Source organism: Clostridium cellulovorans 743B (assembly GCF_000145275.1).
GTDB classification, from domain to species: Bacteria; Bacillota; Clostridia; order Clostridiales; family Clostridiaceae; genus Clostridium_K; species Clostridium_K cellulovorans.
This window is the reverse complement of the sequence record NC_014393.1, coordinates 4,921,404-4,943,123: the sequence shown is the minus strand read 5'-3', so window position 1 is coordinate 4,943,123 and position 21,720 is coordinate 4,921,404. Positions and strand designations below refer to the sequence as shown.

The 21,720-nt window shown below is 30.3% G+C and carries 17 protein-coding genes; 11 read left to right on the top strand and 6 right to left on the bottom strand.

Annotated features, from left to right (window positions below):
• Positions 1-111 precede the first annotated feature (111 nt).
• Positions 112-1,263: an AI-2E family transporter gene (locus CLOCEL_RS20475; RefSeq protein ID WP_010074107.1), complete on the bottom strand. Its 1,152-nt coding sequence runs from the start codon at positions 1,261-1,263 to the stop codon at positions 112-114.
• Positions 1,264-1,615: 352 nt separating this feature from the next.
• Here CLOCEL_RS20475 and CLOCEL_RS20470 point away from each other — a divergent pair, with 352 nt between their 5' ends.
• A complete protein-coding gene (locus CLOCEL_RS20470; RefSeq protein ID WP_010074106.1) occupies positions 1,616-1,990 on the top strand; it encodes a hypothetical protein in 375 nt (124 codons plus the stop codon).
• Between the two features lie 157 nt (positions 1,991-2,147).
• Positions 2,148-2,306, top strand: coding sequence for a clostri-philic family protein (locus CLOCEL_RS23370; RefSeq protein WP_010074105.1), 159 nt, complete (start codon positions 2,148-2,150; stop codon positions 2,304-2,306).
• Positions 2,307-2,388: 82 nt separating this feature from the next.
• Here CLOCEL_RS23370 and CLOCEL_RS20465 read toward each other — a convergent pair whose 3' ends face one another.
• Both CLOCEL_RS20465 and CLOCEL_RS20460 read right to left on the bottom strand, forming a co-directional pair.
• On the bottom strand, positions 2,389-2,928 hold the full coding sequence (locus tag CLOCEL_RS20465; RefSeq protein ID WP_013291965.1) for a YkoP family protein: 540 nt from the start codon (positions 2,926-2,928) through the stop codon (positions 2,389-2,391).
• Positions 2,929-2,943: 15 nt separating this feature from the next.
• A complete protein-coding gene (locus tag CLOCEL_RS20460; RefSeq protein ID WP_010074102.1) occupies positions 2,944-3,627 on the bottom strand; it encodes a polysaccharide deacetylase family protein in 684 nt (227 codons plus the stop codon).
• Between the two features lie 244 nt (positions 3,628-3,871).
• Between CLOCEL_RS20460 and CLOCEL_RS20455 the strand changes: the two genes are divergently transcribed.
• The 7 genes from CLOCEL_RS20455 (at position 3,872) to CLOCEL_RS20425 (ending at position 12,542) form a co-directional block, all read left to right on the top strand.
• A complete protein-coding gene (locus CLOCEL_RS20455) occupies positions 3,872-5,038 on the top strand; it encodes a galactokinase (RefSeq protein ID WP_010074101.1) in 1,167 nt (388 codons plus the stop codon).
• Between the two features lie 35 nt (positions 5,039-5,073).
• Positions 5,074-6,063 (top strand): UDP-glucose 4-epimerase GalE, encoded by a 990-nt coding sequence (gene galE / locus CLOCEL_RS20450; RefSeq protein ID WP_010074100.1) that lies wholly within the window; start codon positions 5,074-5,076, stop codon positions 6,061-6,063.
• Between the two features lie 217 nt (positions 6,064-6,280).
• Complete coding sequence (gene galT / locus CLOCEL_RS20445; protein WP_010074099.1) at positions 6,281-7,792, top strand: UDP-glucose--hexose-1-phosphate uridylyltransferase; 1,512 nt, start codon at positions 6,281-6,283, stop codon at positions 7,790-7,792.
• Positions 7,793-7,803: 11 nt separating this feature from the next.
• Complete coding sequence (locus CLOCEL_RS20440) at positions 7,804-8,847, top strand: aldose epimerase family protein (RefSeq protein ID WP_010074098.1); 1,044 nt, start codon at positions 7,804-7,806, stop codon at positions 8,845-8,847.
• A gap of 273 nt (positions 8,848-9,120) precedes the next feature.
• Complete coding sequence (locus CLOCEL_RS20435) at positions 9,121-10,125, top strand: LacI family DNA-binding transcriptional regulator (RefSeq protein WP_010074097.1); 1,005 nt, start codon at positions 9,121-9,123, stop codon at positions 10,123-10,125.
• Between the two features lie 425 nt (positions 10,126-10,550).
• Positions 10,551-11,120 carry a TetR/AcrR family transcriptional regulator gene (locus CLOCEL_RS20430; RefSeq protein WP_010074096.1) on the top strand — a complete coding sequence of 190 codons (570 nt, stop codon included), beginning with the start codon at positions 10,551-10,553 and terminating at the stop codon, positions 11,118-11,120.
• A 69-nt stretch (positions 11,121-11,189) separates the two neighbouring features.
• Positions 11,190-12,542 (top strand): alpha-amylase family glycosyl hydrolase, encoded by a 1,353-nt coding sequence (locus CLOCEL_RS20425; protein ID WP_010074095.1) that lies wholly within the window; start codon positions 11,190-11,192, stop codon positions 12,540-12,542.
• Positions 12,543-12,876: 334 nt separating this feature from the next.
• On the opposite strand, the gene lacZ is transcribed toward CLOCEL_RS20425, so the two are convergent.
• A complete protein-coding gene (gene lacZ / locus CLOCEL_RS20420; protein WP_010074094.1) occupies positions 12,877-15,915 on the bottom strand; it encodes a beta-galactosidase, LacZ type in 3,039 nt (1,012 codons plus the stop codon).
• Positions 15,916-16,296: 381 nt separating this feature from the next.
• Here lacZ and CLOCEL_RS20415 point away from each other — a divergent pair, with 381 nt between their 5' ends.
• Both CLOCEL_RS20415 and CLOCEL_RS20410 read left to right on the top strand, forming a co-directional pair.
• Positions 16,297-17,841: a response regulator transcription factor gene (locus CLOCEL_RS20415; RefSeq protein WP_010074093.1), complete on the top strand. Its 1,545-nt coding sequence runs from the start codon at positions 16,297-16,299 to the stop codon at positions 17,839-17,841.
• 112 nt (positions 17,842-17,953) lie between these two features.
• On the top strand, positions 17,954-19,741 hold the full coding sequence (locus CLOCEL_RS20410) for a sensor histidine kinase (protein ID WP_013291963.1): 1,788 nt from the start codon (positions 17,954-17,956) through the stop codon (positions 19,739-19,741).
• Between the two features lie 218 nt (positions 19,742-19,959).
• Here CLOCEL_RS20410 and CLOCEL_RS20405 read toward each other — a convergent pair whose 3' ends face one another.
• Positions 19,960-20,799 (bottom strand): carbohydrate ABC transporter permease, encoded by an 840-nt coding sequence (locus CLOCEL_RS20405; RefSeq protein WP_010074091.1) that lies wholly within the window; start codon positions 20,797-20,799, stop codon positions 19,960-19,962.
• Positions 20,792-21,685: a carbohydrate ABC transporter permease gene (locus CLOCEL_RS20400; protein ID WP_010074090.1), complete on the bottom strand. Its 894-nt coding sequence runs from the start codon at positions 21,683-21,685 to the stop codon at positions 20,792-20,794. The genes CLOCEL_RS20405 and CLOCEL_RS20400 overlap by 8 nt, the downstream gene beginning before the upstream one ends.
• Between the last annotated feature and the right edge of the window lie 35 nt (positions 21,686-21,720).

Below are 21,720 nucleotides of genomic sequence, written 5' to 3'. Positions count from 1 at the left end.
CTAAAAAGTTTCCTAAGATATTATTTATTTATACATAAAAACACTTTTACTATGAAAGGGACCATGATTAAGAGATAAAAATACTTAATCATGGTCCTTTTGTACTTAGGGCTACTCTACTATAATTTTCTTTTTGTACAGTTTATTATTGACTGCTTTACGGAATAATACATAAGCTACAGAACATAATGGAATAAATATAAGCATTCCAGTTAACCCCATTAACTTGCCACCGAGGGTAATTGCTACAAGTACCCACATTGATGGGAGACCTACAGAATTTCCTACGACACGTGGATATATAAGATTTCCTTCAATTTGCTGTAAGACTAAAAATAGGACTAAAAATAAAAGTGCTTTAGTTGGATTATCCATAACAATTAAGAAAAATCCTAAACCTCCTCCTATGAAAGCGCCAAAAACAGGTATAAGTGCTGTGCAAGCAATAAATACGCTTACTACCATAGCATAGGGGAAGTGTAAAATACTCATAGTTACAAAGAAAAGAAAGCCTAAAATAACTGCCTCAACACATTGTCCAGTAAGAAAATTAGAAAAAGTCTTATTTGCTAGTGAGGCTATTTCTAATATAGAAACCACCTTTTCTTTTGGGAGAAATGCATATAGAATTTTCTTGCATTGTTTGCTCAAGTTTTCTTTGTCTAGTAGCAAGTATATTGAAAATACAAGACCTAATGAAAAATTAACTACACCATTTAAGAAAGAAGTAGCAACTCCAATGGTAGATGATATCATGGAACCAGCACCGTTAAAAACAGATGATTTTATTTCATTGAATACACTATTCCAGTCGATTTCAATGACATTAATTTTATTAATTATGTCATTTGACAACCAATCTACATTTTCTATCCATGATTTTACTATAACAGAAGCATTTTCAAAGGTTGTAGGTAAGCGTTTAGCTGTTTCTGCAATTTGAGGTATAACTAATGCTAAAACTAGGATAATTACGCCTAGTACTAGAACAAAGGATAAAATAAGACTGAAAATTTTATTTCCTTTTCTAACTAGCGATCCTAATTTATTTCCTTGTACCCTGGAAAACTTGTTGCTAAAATAATTCATTGGAATATTTAATATGAAAGCTATACATCCTCCTAAAATAAAAGGTAATAATAGAGTATAGCAGTAACTAAGTACTCCTAGTACAGCATCAAAATTGTTTACACAAAAATAAAATGTAATAGCGAAAACTAATAAGCCTGCAATTTTATAAATTGATTTTTTATCTAATATCATCTTTGAGCACATCCCTTCTCGATGTTTTCCAATAACTAATTTGAATACGGTAGAATTTCAGCTTTAAAATCTATATATCATATATTTTAGTTGTTTCCTTTTAAATACACAAGACAGATTTTTTAGGTTAAGAATATTTTATATTAAATGGGCATATTATTTTTAATTGGATACATTTACTTATGTAGGATTATTAAGAAAAGTTTTGGCTATTAAAAAAATTATAGATGTATAGAATGGAATTGCCTTCATAGAAAATTAACAAATAATGGTATGTAATCGTAATCATAAAACCCCAATTTATGATATAGTATTGATAGTAGATCAATATTAATTTTAAGGAGGAACATCATTGGATTTTTTTAGTTATGTTGAAAATCTAGATAGTATAGAGCTTGAAGAAGAAATCAATATAAACTACAGCTTAGATTGTAAAAGTCATGAAGATCCATATGCGTTAGGTATTAAAGGTGCTAAAGAATATGTTGCTGCTACATTATTAACTTCTTATTTAGATGAATATGACATTGATAAAACTCTCCCATTACAGAAGATAAGATATATGCTTTTTCATAGGGAGATTGATGTTATACAATTCCAAAACATACTTAAAACCTTTATTGAAACAACCAAGGCAATCCCCTATGAGCAATGGGAAAGTGTTCTAAATTATATTAAAGAGAATGTTAACTGGGTTAAGAGGCATCCTTGCTCCAGACTTAATTAAGCATATCTAAAAACAACCATTATTTTAAAACGCTTCTGGAACATATGTAATTATTACTACAAAAAAATAAGAAAGCAAAAATAAATTGAGAGAATTATAATTCGTGTATTAAAAGTTTTTTTTTGCAGAAAATATTTTTATGGAGAGGAGCGATGATATGAAAAAGCAACATGATACCATTGATTCTATGCAAAAAGGACAAAGAAGACAAAAACTTCATGAGGCTCAAGATAATCATGGGACGAGGAAAAACCCACCAGCTTATGAAAATTTCGAAGGTAATGATATAGAAGTAAAGATAGAAAAGAGAAAATAGAAGCAAAAAGAAGACTATAAATGAAAGTATTAGTCTTCTTTTTATTTCTAAAAAAATACTCTTAAAGAATAATAGCATATATTTAAATTTTTTTCTTATTTCTAGAGCGTGTAGACTCTATTTGTGATTTGGAAATCCAACATTCTTTAGAGAAAACAAATTTTTTTCTTGATTTTCTACCAGTACTATTTAAGGCAAATCTTAAAATGTTTTCCCAGACGGAGCCAAGAAAGCAAAGGAGAGGGTTATCTATTTTTAAAATAGTAAAACCTTGTCTTTTTAAAATTTCATAAAATACAGATACTCCGTAAATAGCCTTTATTTCTGAATATTTTGGTGTATTCTCTTTATAACAAATTTTTAATGCTTCTAGTTCACATTGAAAGCTTCGGATTAAACTAGGATAGCTTGTATTAAGATTCTTTAGATTCTTATTATCGATATGAATTTCACCTACAAGGTCACCTTTATTTATTGTTGTCCCATCAGTCAATTTTTTGCTTTTACCTTTGTAGGTAAAAATATCTAGGTATAGAAAGTTTGTTTCACTAAAAGGAATATGATTCCAATGAAATAATTTTACTATAAGGTTATCAATTTTTTCTATGATTCTGTTTGTCATTTTAATAGCACTCCTTTAGAGATCTTTTACTAGTACAAATTCGTAACCTTCTTTTTTTAGTTTTGGTATTACTGTTTCAAGGGCTGCAATAGTTCTTTTGGGGGCATTATTTTTTCCTCTTCCATCGTGTAGAAGAACTATGTCTCCGGGGCGTATTCTTTTTAGCAGAAGACTTTTGATATTTTCAACGGTATTCCAGCCAATCCAATCATAGGAATGGGTGGACCATAGTATTGGTTTAAAGTGATTTGTTCTAGTGTAGAACATAGTTGATAGATTAACCATTCCCCAAGGTGGTCTAAATAGAGTTATTTTAACCCCTAGTTTTTCCATTATACTTATGGATTTTAAAAAAGTGTTTCTAGTCTTTTTTGGTGATTCAACTATAGCGTTTATATGTCTTAAGGAATGTAGCCCTATATAGTGTCCGTCATCTTTTATACTTTTTATTAGTTCAGGATATTTTAAAGCATTTTCAGCTAGAACAAAAAAAGTGCATTTTACATTGTTTTTCCTTAATACATTTAGAAGTTCTGGAGTATATCTAGGATCAGGGCCATCATCAAAAGTTAATGCTACAATTTTCTTTTTTGTAGCTGCTCTTTTTAGTACTTGGTGAGAGAATAGTCTGAAGTAAATGTTAGGTAGGATAGCATAAACTAAAATGAAAGCTACAACTACAGAATAAACTTTGCTCATATAAACACCTGCCTTTCGTGATAACTCTATAAACCATAGAATACAACAACAGTTGTTCAGAGTAAGTATATTAAATAGTTCAGAGGAAAATAACAATTAAATTAACTTATGGATAAAAATTAATAGGAATGATAAAAATATTAGTAAAAAATCAGTAAAATTTTACTTGAAACCCGTTGCTTTTTTTACGATACAAATTTATAATGTAGATATAACAATAAATTAGTTGGGAGAATAATAAATTATGATAAAACAATTAGTAAATAACTTTGCAAAAGTTTTTGGAAACTCAGAAAATGTAGAAACATACTTTGCACCAGGTAGAGTTAATCTGATAGGAGAGCATACAGACTATAATGGTGGTAACGTATTCCCTTGTGCGTTAACTATAGGTACTTATGCTATCGCGAGAAAAAGAGATGATAACAAAGTTAGACTATATTCTGATAACTTTGAACAATTGGGAATAATTGAGTTCAGTGTAAACGAACTAACTAATTTAAAAGAACATGATTGGGCAAATTATCCAAAGGGTGTAATTTGGGCATTTGGCCAAAACGGATTTAAAATCGAGCAAGGTTTTGAAGTATTATTCTATGGAAATATACCAAACGGAGCAGGTCTCTCTTCATCAGCTTCAATTGAACTTGCAACTTCAATAGTATTGAAAGATTTATTTAATGTAGATGTGGATATGATTTCCATGGTTAAGATGAGCAAACTTGCGGAAAATGAATTTATAGGAGTAAATTCAGGCATAATGGACCAATTTGCAATAGGTATGGGAAAAGAAAACTGTGCAGTTCTTCTTGATACAAATACATTAAAATATACGTATGCTCCAGTTGAATTAGGAGATGCTTCAATAATCATTGCAAACACAAATAAACGTCGTGGCTTAGCAGATTCAAAATATAACGAAAGAAGATCAGAATGTGAAGCTGCTCTTGCTAAACTCCAAGAAAAACTAGATATAAATGCTCTTGGAGAATTAACAGAAGAAATTTTCGAAGAAAATAAAAATCTTATAGGTGATGAAATAAAGATAAAACGTGCAAAGCATGCTGTTTACGAAAATCAAAGAACATTAAAGGCAGTAGAAGCTTTAAATAACGGAGATTTAGCTACATTTGGACAGCTTATGAATGCTTCACATATATCTTTAAGAGATGACTATGAAGTTACAGGAATTGAACTTGATACTTTAGTTGAACTTGCTTGGAAACAAGAGGGTGTTATTGGTTCAAGAATGACTGGTGCTGGCTTTGGTGGTTGTACTGTTAGTATAGTAAAAAATTCTGAAATTGATAACTTCATAAAAAATGTTGGAGACCAATATAAAGAAAAAATCGGATATACTGCAGATTTCTATGTAGTAAATGTAGGAGATGGAGCAAGAAAACTTAAGTAAACAAAAAAATTTACTTTGTGAAAGGATGGTCAAATATGAGCGTTTTAGTATGTGGAGGAGCTGGATATATAGGCTCACATTGTGTATATGAATTAATTGAAAGAGGCGAAGACGTAGTAGTTGTTGATAATCTTCAAACTGGTCATAGAGCAGCAGTTCATGAGAAGGCTAAGTTCTATGAAGGAGATGTAATAGACTTTGATTTTATGAATAAGGTATTCAAAGAAAATTCCATAGATGCAGTTATTCACTTTGCAGCTAATTCTCTAGTAGGAGAAAGCATGGAGAAACCTCTTAAGTATTATAATAACAATGTTTATGGAGCACAAAAGCTTTTAGAAGCGATGATAGCAAATGATGTAAAGAAAATAGTATTTTCATCTACAGCAGCAGTTTATGGTGAACCAAAAACTGTACCAGTAGTAGAATCTTTAGATACTAATCCAACAAATACTTATGGTGAAACTAAATTAGCTATGGAAAAGATGATGAAGTGGTGTGATCAAGCTCATGGCATTAAGTTTATAGCACTTAGATATTTCAATGTTGCAGGAGCACATGAAAATGGTTTAATTGGAGAGGCTCATTCACCAGAAACTCATTTAATACCATTAATACTGCAAGTTCCATTAGGGAAAAGAGAAAGCATAATGATTTATGGTGATGATTATCCAACAGCTGATGGTACTTGTATAAGGGATTATATTTATATAAGAGATTTAATTGAAGGTCATATCTTAGCTTTAGAAAGATTAAGATCTGGAGCTGATAGTGATGTGTTTAACCTTGGAAACGGAAATGGTTTCTCTGTTAAAGAGATGATTGAAGCAGCAAGAAGAGTTACTGGGCACCCTATTCCAGCAAAAGTTTCTCCAAGAAGAGCAGGAGATCCTGCGGTATTAGTTGCATCAAGTGAAAAAGCAAAAGAAATTCTTGGATGGACTCCAAAATGCATGAATGTTGAAGAGATAATTGCTTCAGCTTGGAATTTCCACAACACTCATAAAAATGGTTTTGAAGATTAGTATATAGATTCTAGCCAAGACACTATTGTCAAATATACTAATAATATTATCTTAAATTATTAATAAGAATGAAGGTAGTTTCTTGACTGCATACAAAGAGTTCCATGTTAAATTTAACTAAGGAACTCTCTATGTATTTCTGCGGTTTTTACGCAAGAGGTTAGTGGAGTATATAAGGATTGATTTTTAAATGATAAAGGTTAGGTGAATTGCTATGATGATAAACATTTCTTATGAAATAGAAAGACTATTGCAATATGGATTGAATAGAGGATTATTTACAGAAATAGATAAGTTATATACAAGAAATAGGATTCTTGAAGTACTTTCTCTTGATGATATAGAAGAGGTAGTTGTTGAAAATGAAGATTTAGATTCTCCAGAGGTTATTCTTGAAAATATAATGTTATGGGCTCTTGATAAAGGAATTTTAGAAAGTGATGGAAGTGTTTATAAGGATCTTTTTGATACAAAGATCATGGGTTGTTTAATGCCTAGACCTTCAGAAGTTATAAGAGAATTCTATAATTTATATGACGAAGATAAGAAAAAAGCTACAGACTACTACTATAACTTAAGCAGAAGTTCTGATTATATAAGAACGAAAAGGGTATTAAAAGATGTTAAGTGGAAAACAAGTACAGAATATGGGGAAATAGATATAACTATAAATCTATCAAAACCAGAAAAAGATCCTAAGGCAATAGCAGCAGCTAAGAATATGCCATCGAGTGCTTATCCAAAGTGTCTTCTGTGTAAAGAAAATGAGGGATATGCAGGAAGAGTAAATCATCCTGCAAGACAAAATCATAGAATTATACCAATAACTTTAGCGGATGAAAAGTGGTTTCTACAATATTCACCTTATGTGTATTATAATGAACATTGTATAGTATTTAAAGGTGAACATGAGCCTATGAAGATATCAAAGGAAGGGTTTAAGAAATTACTTGGATTCATAGAAAAGTTGCCACATTACTTTGTAGGGTCTAATGCAGATTTACCGATTGTTGGAGGATCTATATTGACTCATGATCATTTCCAAGGTGGAAACTATGAATTTGCTATGGCTAAAGCAGGAGCAGAATTAGAATTTACGATGGAAGGCTTCAAGGATGTGAAAGGTTACAAGGTTAAGTGGCCTATGTCTGTTATTAGATTAGAAAGTATGAGTAAGGAAGCTTTAATCGAAGCAGGAGATTACATCTACAAAACATGGCAAAACTATTCAGATGAAAAAGTTGAAATACTTGCATATACTAATGATACACCACACAACACTGTTACACCTATTGCTAGAATGAAGGATGGCAAGTATCAATTGGATTTAGTATTAAGAAATAATAGAATTACAGAACAATATCCAGATGGTATCTTTCACCCACATGAAGAACTTCATCACATAAAGAAAGAAAATATAGGTCTTATTGAAGTAATGGGTCTTGCAGTATTACCAGCTAGGTTAAAAACAGAGCTTAAGGATTTAGAGGCATTTTTAACAAAAGAGAAGGAAATTTCTCTTTTAGATAGAAATGAAGAATTAGCAAAACATAAAATTTGGTGTGAAGAGATAATAAATAAATACCAGGAGATTTCAAAGGAAAATGTTGAGTCTATAATACAAAAAGAAGTAGGTCTTAAATTCTCAAAGGTGCTTGAACATGCAGGGGTATTTAAGAGAGATGCAGAAGGACAAGAGGCCTTTGATAGATTTATTAAAGCCTTATAAGGAGTGTTAATATGCAAGTTAATGAAAAAGTTCTTAGTAGCTTTTCGGGAAAAGATGTAGTAAGCTATGAGATTAAAAACAAAAATGGGTTTGAACTTAAGGTGTTAAATTATGGTGCGGTTATAACGGATATACTTGTGCCAGATAGAAATGGTAATGTAGAGAATGTTGTATTAAAATATCAGGATATAGATGTTTACGAGAATAACCCTTCATATATAGGTGCAACTCTTGGAAGAACAGCAGGCAGAATCAATGTTGGTGAAGCAGTTTTCCAAGGTAAAACTTTAACGTTTAATAAAAACTATGGTACACATCAAGGGCAGGGTGGAGATATAGGCTTTAACAAAGTATTTTGGACAGCAAAAACTTTTATCAATGAAACTTCAGCAGGTGTTCAATTTACTTACTTAAGTAAGGATGGAGAAGAAGGCTATCCAGGTAACTTAGAAACAAAAATCACATTTACTGTAACAGAAGAGAATGAACTTAAGGTAAACTACAAAGGTGTAAGTGACAAGGATACTCTTGTGAACTTATCAAATCACTGCTACTTCAATTTAAGTGGAAATGGTAAACACAGTGTACTTGAACATAAACTTTTCATAGATAGTGATAAAATAGTTGAACTGCAAGAGACTCAAGTCCCTACAGGAAATTTTATGAAGGTTGAAAATACACCTTTTGATTTTAGAGAAGTAAAGGCTGTAGGAAAAGAGATAGATTCAGATCATCCTCAAATAAATCTTGCGCGTGGTTATGACCATCCTTGGGTGCTAAATGAAGGTGATAGTAAAAAGGTTCATATATATGACGACGTTTCTGGAAGAAACATGGAAATATATACAGACCAAGAGACAGTGGTAATTTACACTATGAACTATAAAAATGCAGAACCACTTTTTGATGGAATAGCTCAAGAAATAAGATATGGTATTTGTTTTGAAACACAAAGCCCTCCGGTAGGGATAGATAGCTGTTTTGTAGATAATTCAACTCTAAAAGCAGGAGAAGAGTACAATAAAACAACTATATACAAGTTCTATACTAAGTAGAATAAATTTAAAGGGAATTTAAATAATCCACCGTATATTTTTTCATTAGCTAAGCTGTGATTTAAAAATATATGGTGGCTATTTTTATGGATAAGTTAAAGGCATATTGGAATTATTAATTTTATTCAAAACGTTATACCTTTAGCTTTGGAACTATATAATATAAATTTTGTATAACTTATTTATTAGCATATGATAAATAACATGTACTGATATGATATAATAAGCATTAGAGTTTAGTAAAATCTTAAAATTATAAAGAGGTTGATTAATATGGCGACGATAAGGGAGATTGCTTCTATAGCTGGGGTTTCAATAGCAACAGTATCAAGAGTACTTAATTTTGATGAAACCTTAAATGTTACAGATAATACAAAAAAAAGAATACTCGAAATCGCCGAAGAACTTGATTATGTGCCGCTACGTGAAAGAAAAGGTAAAAAGCAAGAGCTTGCGACAATTGGTATAGTTCATTGGTATTCTGAAAAAGAAGAATTGGAAGACCCATATTATCTTTCTATCAGATTAGGAATAGAAAAAAAGTGTGAAGATGAGTCAATAAAGTTTGTAAAAGTGAATAAAGGAGATAACTACGATAAACTTAACTATTTAGATGGAATAATAGCTATAGGGAAGTTCGGAAACAATGATATAGAAAAGTTTTCAAGAGCTACTGATAATGTTGTTTTTGTAGATTCATCTCCAGACGAAGAAAGTTTCGATTCGGTTGTTATAGATTTTAAAAAAGCCGTATTAAATGCTTTAAATTATTTATTAGAGCTAGGACATAAAAACATCAGTTATATAGGTGGAATAGAATATATAAATGGTGGTAATGATAAGGTAAATGACTATAGAGAAGAAACCTTCAAAGAACATATGAATAAATTAGGCTATTTATCGGAGGATAATATTCTTTTAGGGAATTTTACTCATGCAGATGGATATAGACTAATGAAAGAAGCTTTGGCAAAGAAAAATAGATCAAGTGCATTTTTTATAGCTAGTGATACCATGGCTATCGGTGCATATAAAGCTGTTATAGAAAATGGACTTAGTATACCAAACGATGTAAGTATTATTGGTTTTAACGATATCCCAACATCTCAATATATTATTCCAGCTTTAACTACCGTTAAAGTATATACGGAATTCATGGGAGAAACGGCTTTAGATTTACTTTTAGAAAAGTTAAGGACTGGAAGAAATTTATCGAAGAAGGTTCTTGTACCAACAAAGCTTGTAACTAGAGATAGCTGTAAGAAATTTAAAAAGTAGCTTATATGAATGAATAATCTTCATACTAAATGCTTATATTATGAGGTTTAAGTTATATTTGAAAGCAATGATAAATTGATTTTTTATGTTATTAAGAAGAAACAACTATAGTGGTGGAAATTAATTTCATTACTACAGTTGTTTTTATTATTTCAATGATAAGTGAATATAGATATAGATACTTAGATAAACTTAAGAATGTCTTTGTATATATTTATTTAATAAAGTATAGTCTAATATACTTTTAAACTAAATAAAATAATTTTTTAGTTTCATTTTAATTAGTTGGGTCATCTATTCGATACTGTAAACTTGGTAGTTTTATAAATGAATTAATAGATACATCGTGTGGAAAAAATTTTGAAAAATAAAAAAATCTTGCACAACTTCTATACCGAGTGGTATAATGATATAGAGGTGATAAAATGGTAGACAATAAGAAAAATATATTAGCCTCTGCTCTTGAGTTATTTTACTCAAGAGGATATGATGCAGTAGGAGTACAGGAAATAGTTAATACAGCGGGAGTTACAAAACCTACATTATACCATTACTTTGGAAACAAGGAAGGTCTTTTATATGAACTTATAAAAGAAAATCACGAAAGGCTTATGGAAATGGTTAAAGTTGCATCCCTTTACCAAAGAGATTTAAGTTTGACTTTGCATAGGCTTACTTCTAGCTATTTTAAATTTGCTTTAAGTAATTCAAAATTCTACAGATTGCTTATGGCAATGAGATTCTACCCTCCAGACAGTGAACCTTTTAAGGTTTCTAGAGCTTTTATGGAAGCTGAAGTTGAAGTTATAGAAGAACTGTTTCTCAACGCTTCAATGGACCATGGAAATATGGTGGGAAGACAACACATATACGCAGTAACTTATCTAGGAATGGTAAATTCCTATATATTAGCATATGACAATGAAAATAAAGAACTAGATGAAGAAGTAACATACAGAGCTATACATCAATTCATGCATGGCATATATTCTTAAGAATTTCTGACATATTTTTTTAGTTATACTATACCGAATGGTATATTAACAATAATAGGGGGAGAAATTATGAATAGACCAATTGAAGAGGTTATGTTCTATCACATTTATCCATTAGGATTTACGGGAGCTCCAGCGGAGAATGATGCAAATATTCAGCTAACAAATAGACTTTCAAAAGTTGGAGAATGGGTTCCTCATTTAAAGGAGATGAATATAAATGCCCTTTATATTGGGCCAATTTTTGAGTCTACCTCTCATGGATATGATACAAAGGATTATTATAAAATAGATAAAAGACTAGGTACAAATGAAGATTTTAAGGAATTGTGCAAAGAGCTTCACGAAAGTGATATAGATGTTGTTTTAGATGCCGTATTTAATCATGTGGGAAGAGAGTTTGAACCTTTCCTAGATTTGCGGGAGAAAAGAGAGAATTCATACTATAGAAATTGGTTTACGAATGTTAATTTTTCTGGAAACAATAGTTATGGAGATAATTTTTCCTATGAAAGTTGGCATGGATGTTACAATCTTGTAAAGCTTAATTTAAGAAACCCAGAGGTGAAAAATTATATATTTAAGGTTATAGAATTTTGGATAAAAGAATTCGATATAGATGGCTTGAGGTTAGATGCAGCAGACTGTATGGATTTTGAGTTTTTAAAGGAACTTTCAAGATTCACTAAAAGTTTAAAAAAAGATTTTTGGCTTGTGGGAGAAGTGATTCATGGTGATTACAACCGTTGGGCAAACAAAGATAGCATAGACTCTGTAACAAACTATGAATGTTATAAAGGGTTATATTCTAGTCATAATGATAAAAACTATTTTGAAATAGCTTATTCTTTTAATAGACAATCTGGAAATGGTGGCATTTACAAGAATCTTAATTTATACAATTTCGTAGATAATCATGATGTAAATAGATTAGCCAGTACTGTTATAAAAGAGGAATATTTAAAAAATATCTATACCCTTCTATATACAATGCCAGGAATTCCTTCTATATATTATGGTAGTGAATATGGAATCAAGGCTGTAAAAGGGAAAGGAACGGATGCACCATTAAGACCATGTCTTGAACTTGGAGCTATAGAAGATGCTAATGCAGATTTATTTGAGCATATAAAGAAAATTGCTGAGGTTAGAGCTAATTCTAAGGCTTTATGCTATGGTGATTACAAACAAGTTGTAGTTAAAAATCAGCAATTTGTTTTTGAAAGAGTTTCTGAAGGTGAAGATATTTATATTGCACTGAACCTAGAAGATAAGGAAAGTGTTTTAGAGTTTAAAATAGCTACAAAAGGAAATTTCGCAGAAAATTTAATTGAAGATGAAGAGTTTACTATAGAAAATCAAAGCTTAAAGATAAAGCTAGAGCCTTTTAGCTCTAAGATCTTAAGGATAGCATCTATTTAGTCAAAATGTAATTATAGTTAAATGCTAACTTTTGATATTAAGTTTTTTATTTTGAAAGATTAAGCTTATGTCTCATTAATATAAAAGAGTATCAATAAACTTTTTAAGTATAAAGCTATTGATACTCTCTTTTCATGTGTTATTAGATTTTAATATATGTTTCGATGAAAAGCCTTCATTGATTTTATCGGTAGTACAAGGGTAATTTACAAACATTATTTTAATGTATATATATTGCAATTAAGTTTCTACACCAAAACTAGATATCTTCTAGATTATTGAATATTAATCGAATGTAGAGTTATTATTTCAACTTATATATAATAAGTTATTTTTATATATTAGAAATTATAAAGCTAAATTCTAAATCTTTACTAGAGTCTATACAGAATTCGGGTAAAACTGGTGCTCCCCAGCTATCATCTCCACCAATGCCCATTTGTTTACCTATAATGTTAACGTGAGTGAAGTTGACTGGTGGTAAATCTTCTTGGTGAAGAGCATTTTCAAGTTCCATGTTAGAGTAAGGTAAAACACTAAATTCAAATGGTGATTTTTCGTAAGCAAACTTAAGACCTTCACCTTTTTGGTTTTTAACCATTACCCATCTAGTACCTGTTCTATTACCACATTCTTGTGGAACGAGATATTTAGATAGGTTATTTAATGGAGTACTTTCATAAATGCCTAACTTAGCACCTTCACATCTATCGATATAGTTTTCGTCTGGACCCATTCCATACCATGAGAAGGTGTTGAATTCTGATAAAAGTTTAAAGTTCATACCTAATACTGGAAGTTCAGGTAGTCCTTCTACTCCTTTATAAGCTACAGTTACTTTAATTGTACTATCTGATGATACCTCATAAGACATTGTAACAGTAGTTGTTGGAGTTATTGGTAATTGGTAGATGTAATTTAGGATGATTTTATCATCATGCGGTTCTATTGAGCCATCTACACATTTTAGACCATAGGTAGCACTAAGCCATTGAGCACATCTAAAGTCGTGTCTATTTCCTCTATCATTGTCTGTAATTGCTCTCCAGAAGAATGGCATTGGAGTTCTTGTTATGAATTCCTTATTTGAGTATCTCAAAGAGATAATTCCGCCATATTGTTTAGAGAATATTACTTTAAAGTCTTTTCCGTGAACACCTATATTTACATCTCCATAAACAATTTTAAGCTTGCTATCAGGAGAAGTCTTTGTTATTTCTTTTCTTTCAAAAACCTTTTGTCCAAATGCTATTTCGTGTCCTTTATTTGCCCAAATTGTGTCTTCTGCTAAGTGCATTGAAACGGTAAAGACTATTTCTTCAGGGCAATTATATTCTCCAAAAGGTAGTTCTACATGCTTTTCTTCTCCAGCAGCTATAGATACTTTTGTTTTTCCTTCTAGAAGTAATTTACCTTCTTTTTCAACCTTATAATATAATTCATATTTATCTGTATTTACAAAAAGGTTTTGGTTCTTAATTATTGCACCATTCTTATCTGGAGTGATTTTTATGTTTTGATATAAGTATTTTACTTCCATTGCTTTAGGTGAAGGTACTCTATTTGCGTATACTATACCATTGCCACAGAAATTATAATCTGTTGGACGGTCAGTAAAATCGCCACCATAAGATAATACTTCTTTGCCATCTAGTGTTTTTCTATAAAGAGCCTGATCGCCGTAATCCCAGATGAATCCGCCTTGGTACATTGAATATCTATCTTCAAGTTCAGTGTATTTCATCATTCCACCACAGGAGTTCCCCATAGCATGCATATATTCACAACTAATATAAGGTTTTTTTGGATCATTATTTAAGTATTTTTCTATGTCTGCTGCTTTAGCATACATTCTACTTTCCATGTCACTGGTTTTATCATATTCTCTGTTCCAGAATACTCCTTCATAATGGACTAAACGAGAAGGATCTTTTTTCCTAAAGTATTCTGACATTTGGAATATATCTTCTCCTGCATAAGATTCGTTTCCGCAAGACCAAATAAGAATAGAAGGATGGTTTTTATCACGTTCAACCATTGAAGAAGCACGGTCTAAAATTACATCCTGCCACTCAGGAAGATTTCCTGGAACATTCCAAGATGGTTCGCATTGGCCCATCTTCTGCCATGAACCATGACTTTCTAGGTTCGCTTCATCTATTAAATAGATACCATATTCATCACAAAGTCTATACCATAAGCTTTGGTTTGGATAGTGAGAAGTTCTTACAGCGTTGATATTGTGCTGTTTTAAAAAGTTAATATCCCAAAGCATATCTTCCTTAGTAATTGAACGGCCACGTCTTGCACTAAATTCATGGCGGTTTATACCTTTGAATACTATTCTTTTTCCGTTAAGGCACATGATTTTATCTTTCATTTCAAAGCGTCTAAAGCCAACTTTTTGTGGGACAATCTCAGTTAATACATTATCCTTAGTGTGAATTAAAAGATAAAGAGTATATAAGGTTGGTTCTTCTGCACTCCATAAGTTTACCCTATCAATTTTAAGTGATAGGTTTAATTCTCCATTAGAGCTGGCACTACTTATATCTTGAGTTAAAGTCTCTGTAACCTTGTTTCCCTTTGAATCTTCTAAGTATGCCTCTAGTCTGCCTTCTATGTTACCAGAAATTTTAACAGTTGCGTTAAGGGTTCCGGCCTTAAAGTCATCACTTAAGTCAGTTTTCACGAAAAGGTCATTTATATGGGTGTAAGGAACTGCATATAAATAGACATCTCTAAAAATTCCTGAGAATCTCCAAAAATCTTGGTCTTCAATCCAACTGGCACTACTTCTTTTATACACCTCTACAGCAAGTTTGTTTTCTCCTTCCTTTAGATATTCTGTAATATCAAATTCTGAAGGAGTAAAGGTATCTTCACTGTAGCCTACGAATTTGCCATTAAGCCATAAATAAAATGCAGTTTCAACACCTTGGAATGATATAAAGGTTTGTTTATTTTTAAGTTCTTCTTTTATATTAAAAAATGTTACGTAACTTCCTACTGGATTATAGCTTTTTGAAATATGAGGTGGTCTTAGCTCATCGTGACCTTCCCAAGGATACATTGTGTTAATGTATTGGCACTTATCATAACCTTGAAGTTGAATATGTCCTGGAACTTCAATATAGTCAAAGCCACTTACATCAAAGTCTTCTTTATAAAAATCCGTTAACCTTAAGGATGGATTTTCACTGTAAGAAAATCTCCATTTCCCATTCAAGTTTTGTTTAAGTGGCATTTCATCTTGTAATTTAATATCATCCATTCTTTCATAAAACCAATGGTCTGAATGAGCATCTATTCTATTTACTCTAAAGATTTCTGGATTCTCTAACCAGTCTAAGGTTGGGCTAATATCTTTCATCTTATTACCTCACTTTCTCATTTTAAGTAGTTCATTACACATAATATTATAGTTACAAATAAAAGTTTTCTTATACGTCAATGCCATATTGCAAATAATGAATACAGTTTTTCAACTAACTATCAATCTACTTCAAAGCAGAAAATTTTAAATAGTATTGATAAAAAAATATATAAGAATGTTAACTTTTCAAATGTTATATCCTTTAATATTTATTGTATTAGAATTTTACTAAAAAATCAATAACATTTAGTAAACTTTAGTAAAGATACATCTTATATTATTGAAAAGCATTTATCAATAATATATAATCAGATTCAAATGACACTTAAATAGTATTTTAGATTATTACATATAAATGTAAAAAAAGAGGTGAAGGCGTTGGATGAATATTGCAAAATTTTAGTCGTTGATGATGAATTTATTATGAGACAAGGAATTACACATATGATTGATTGGGAAAAAGAAGGCTTTCAAGTTATTGGTCAGGCTTCAAATGGTAAAGAAGCTCTTGAAATTATTAAAAAGCATAGTCCTAATATTGTGATTTCAGATGTCGTAATGCCACAAATGGATGGTGTTGAATTAACTAAATTTATACAAGAAAATTATCCTGAGATTCAAATAATCATCTTAAGTAGCTATAGTGATTTTGAATATGTAAAATCATCATTTAAATATGGGGCCGTTGATTACATTTTAAAACCTACGTTAAATCCAACTGAACTACTTAAGACTTTAAAGAAAGTTAGTAGCAAGATACCCAATTTAACAACACCTTCTAATAATATAACTAATGCAAGCAATATAATAAGTAGACTTATTCATGGATTTGACATAAATATAGATTTAGGCTATGTAGAAAACACATACATTCATCCTACCTTTTGTCTATTTGGTATAAATGCAAAGGTAGCCTATGATAGCCAAGACAAACGTAACAAAATGATTGATTTTATAATTGCTCAGATAAATAAGAATTTTTCGTCAGAGGATGTTTTTCAAGTAGTACGCGCTGAAACTGAAATTATTATTCTAGTTATAAATTTTAAAAATGAAGAGTATAGTTCTTTGGAAAAAAAATTAACTAAGATTGCTAATACAGTTGGTGGGAGTTTTCCGGAAGCATTTTTTGTTTTAAGCGAGAAATTCAAATCTCTTCTCAATATCAAGGGTGTATACGAAAAAGATTTTGTACCATTAACTAAACAGTATTTTTATAATAAAAATAATCATTTGCTAACATCTGAAAGCTATAAAGATCCTTCACCAGTGGAAAAGTTTAACTTCAAAGGCTTTTCGGAAGCGGTTGCTATAATGCAAATTTCAAGCGCTTTTGAAATGTTGACACAATATATAAAAGATGCAATAACCAATAAATCACTCACTGAATTCGAACTGAAAACTTTAATTCAAAACTCATTTTATAACGTAATCACTACTTTAGAATCTTTAAATTTTGATACAACTACTTTAAATTCTTTGAAACATCAGTACTTTGATAGAATTTATAATAGTAAATATGCTGAAGATTTAATAGCAACTTATGAAGATCTATTAAAGGATTTTAGTGAAGTTATAGATAAATATCAGAATAAAATTAATTCTCATATGATTAATAAAATAACGCAATATGTATATACTCATTATAATGAACAACTGACTTTATCAGATGTATCAAAATTATTTAACTTTAATTATCATTATTTATCATCTTATTTTAGTTTGCATAACAAAGAAGGGTTTAATGAGTTTCTTAATAAAATCAGAATAGAAAAAGCCTGTGATTTTTTAAAGCAAGATATTCCTATCTCTGATATTAGTAGCATGGTAGGTTACTCTGATCATAGCTATTTTTGCAAGGTTTTTAAAAAATTCACTGGTCTTACCCCAAGTAACTTTAGGAAAGGTGAGATTAAGTTTTAAAGTTTTATAAGGAACTTTTTACAGAAGAATGACTAGGAATTAGACTAATTCAATTAGATATTTAAACACTATATATTAAAAAACCTTATATAAATGGAAAGGTAAGAAGACTATGTCGAATTTATTTAAACGTTTTTATTTTACTAGTCTATTTTTTAAAATTGCATCTATTGTCTTTGTTAGTGTTGCGTTGGTGTCTATTTGTACAACTGCACTTACTATTAAAATATCTAAAGATGTACTTGTAGATACTTTTAGTAGATCAAACTATAAGGTATTAACTCAAATTAGTGAAAGTTTTGCAAGATTAAATGACAAGACCTTAAACATTATGAATGTGATCAGTATTAGTCCTGATTTTGAAAACTATTTGACATATACAGGACCTGATAATAAATTCACATATAACACTATTTATAAAATGAAAAAGCATCTGATGGAAACAGTACCAGCTAACGATTTTAATGATTTTACCGTAGTGATTGTAGGGGTTAATGGTAGAACTCATGTAGTAAATAATGACCGAATTACTTCTGAGGTAGAAGATATTTTAGAGTATGATATATCAAAGAATGCATTAAATAATAAGAATACTGTTTTGTATCAATACCTTGAATATGGATTTACAAGTCTAACAAGGTATAAGAATACAATTGTGGCAACGAAAGTATTAACTAATAAAATAACTAAAGAACCGTATGGATTTGTTTATATACTTATTACTCAAGATGTTTTAAAAAATTATTATGCACATTTTGTAGGTGCTGGAAGTAACATCTCTATAATAGCTAGTGATGGTACTGTTGTTTCTTCTAATATAATTTCTCAAGTAGGAAAGAAAAATTTAGATTTATATGAAATTTCAAAGGATATCCAAAGTAACAATAAAAGTTACATAAATACTAAGATGAATTCTGACGATATAACTATATTATCCAAATATTTGCCTGTTTACAATTTTAATATGGTTGGTACTATTAATAAAAATATGTTCTTGAGTGAAATGTATAATACCTCAGAGATTATTTTAGTTAGCGGAGGCATTTCACTAATCTTTATTATTATTACTTTTTTTACTATACAAAAGTCTACTAAATCTATTTCTGCTTTGGTGGAGAAAATACCTCATATTATTCATGGTGATTTTAATAACCATATTTCAGTTGATGGAAGTTATGAAACCCGAGAATTATCTATTGCTTTTAACTATATGTTAGATGGATTAAACAGTTATGTTCAGAAACAAGTAAAACTAGAAAAGGAAAAGAGAAAAGCAGAAATACATGCTTTGCAGATGCAGATTAATCCGCATTTCATTTATAATACCTTATCATCTGTTAAGTGGCTAATGTGGCAAGGAAATGTAGAAAAGTCTATCGATACTATTGATGCGTTCATTTCTCTCCTTCAAAATACAATTAGTAATAAAAATGAAATGATAACAATACTAGAGGAAATAAATAATATAAAAAATTATGTGTTAATACACCATATTCGTTACGGTGATGATATCATTGTTAATTTCTTTGTAATGCCTCAGTGTGAAGAATATATTATTCCGAAATTAATTCTACAACCATTTATTGAGAATTCTTTTTTTCATGGATTTCCTAACAAAAGCAAAGGGTATATTCATATATTTGTAAATGAAATTGATGGAAATCTTATTTGCGAAATTATTGATAATGGTATAGGGATATCTGATGAAAATTTAGAAAACATTCTTGAGAAATCTACCAATAAAAATACTCATTTTACTAGTATCGGTATTCACAATGTTAATGATAGGATAAAACTTTTATATGGGGATAACTATGGTGTCACTATTAATAGTGAAATAGATAGAGGTACTACAGTAAAGGTAATAATACCTGCCCAAAAAAATTTTATAGATGAATAATAGATATAAAAATTTCCCCTTAGTATTTGATAACTGGTGTCTAATCATGTAATCAAATACTAAGGGGTTTTTATGGTATATTAGGGGTTATCTATTGGTATGTTAGGGGGAAGTTATTGCATACAGGGGAATGCAAACTGTAACTTGAATTATCTATCTTTTGTTACACAGATTTTCTAATTGAAATCTTAAATTATTAAAAAAATATATTTCTAATACTATTTTACTGATCCAAGCATACCTTGAACAAATTGTTTTTGCATTATAAAGAATATTAATGCAGTTGGTAAAGTAGCTATTAAAATAGCAGTCATAATCATGCCATAGTCTGGGTTATAACTTGAACCTAAGGTAGAAATAATTAAAACTGCAGTTCTTTTTTCAGGGGATTGTAGTGCAATTAATGGCCAGATATAAGCATTCCAGCTACTCATAAATGTAATAATCGCTGCTGCTGAATAAGTTGATTTCATAGTTGGAACATATATTTTAAAGAAAATCTCTAATTCTCCTAAACCATCAATTCTAGCTGCTTCTAAGATATCTTTTGGGAAGGACTTTGTATTTTGTCTGAAAAAGAATATCAAAAATGCAGTAGAAAAGCTAGGTACCATTACAGCTATCAATGTATTTAATCCCATAAATTTTAGCGGTGTGGAATTGATAAATGCAAATAATCTAAAAAGTGGAACCATTAAGGCTGCAAAAGGAACCATCATAGATAAAAGTAAAATTGTAAATAATCTTTCTCTTGCTCTTGATTTGAATATTTCAAATCCATAACCAGCTAAAGAAGAGATTAATAATGCAAAAATAGTAGTTAAAACAGCTATTTTTGCTGAGTTAACAAGTGAATTAGCAAATCCTAAGTCTGAGCTTAGAAGGTTGTTTAAATTTACAAAGAAGTTTTTACCGGGCAACAGAGAACCTCTTGTAATTTCTACAGATTCATTTGTAGAACCAACTATAATCCAGAAAAACGGGAATAATGAAACAAAGGCTAGTAAGCTTAAAAATAAATATTTAAAGGCTGCTGATACTTTAAATTTTTTAGTCATTTTTATCTCCTCCTACTTTGAATTGGATTAATGACAATATGATAATCAATATTACAATGATAAAAGAAACTGCTGCGGCATATCCAAAGTTTGGTGAGAACTTAAAGCTTAAGTTATATATATACTGAGAAATAGTAGTAGTAGCGTTAGCTGGACCACCTTGAGTAATGTTTTGAACTTCATCAAATAATTGTAGTGTACCGATCGTCGATGTTATTGTAGTAAATAGAATAATTGGTTTTAATAATGGGACTGTCATGCTTGTGAATTTCTTAAATGTAGAAGCTCCATCAATTTCTGCTGCTTCATAAATCGAAGGATCAATATTTTGTAGGCCTGATAAGAAGAATATCATATTATATCCTGTCCATCTCCAAGTAATTGCAACGATTATTAAGATTTTAGCAAATAGCGGATCTGTAACCCATTGAATTGGATCAGATATTAAATGAAGATTCAATAATAACTTATTTACTATGCCGTCTGCTGCAAATATACTTTTCATAACCATTGAGTAAGCTACTAGGGAAGTTACACATGGTAGGAAAATTGCAGTTCTAAAAAATCCACTGAATTTTAAGTTTTTATCATTAAGGACAGCTGCAATGATAAGCGCTAAAAGGATCATTATTGGAACTTGGCAAACTAAATACAAAAGAGTGTTTGTAAGTGATTTAATAAAAGTACTATCTGTAAGCATTCTTTGGTAGTTTTGTATGCCATTAAACTTTAAATTATTTCCACTTCCTGATTGAAAGGAAGTCAAAAGAGCTTGTATCATCGGATAAAAAACAAATATTGATATTAAAATTGTACTTAAAGAAACAAAGAACCATCCCCATCTATTGGCACCACTAGACATTTCCAAATTCTTCTTGCGACTCATCTTCCTCATCTCCTTATAAAACCATTTGCCAAATA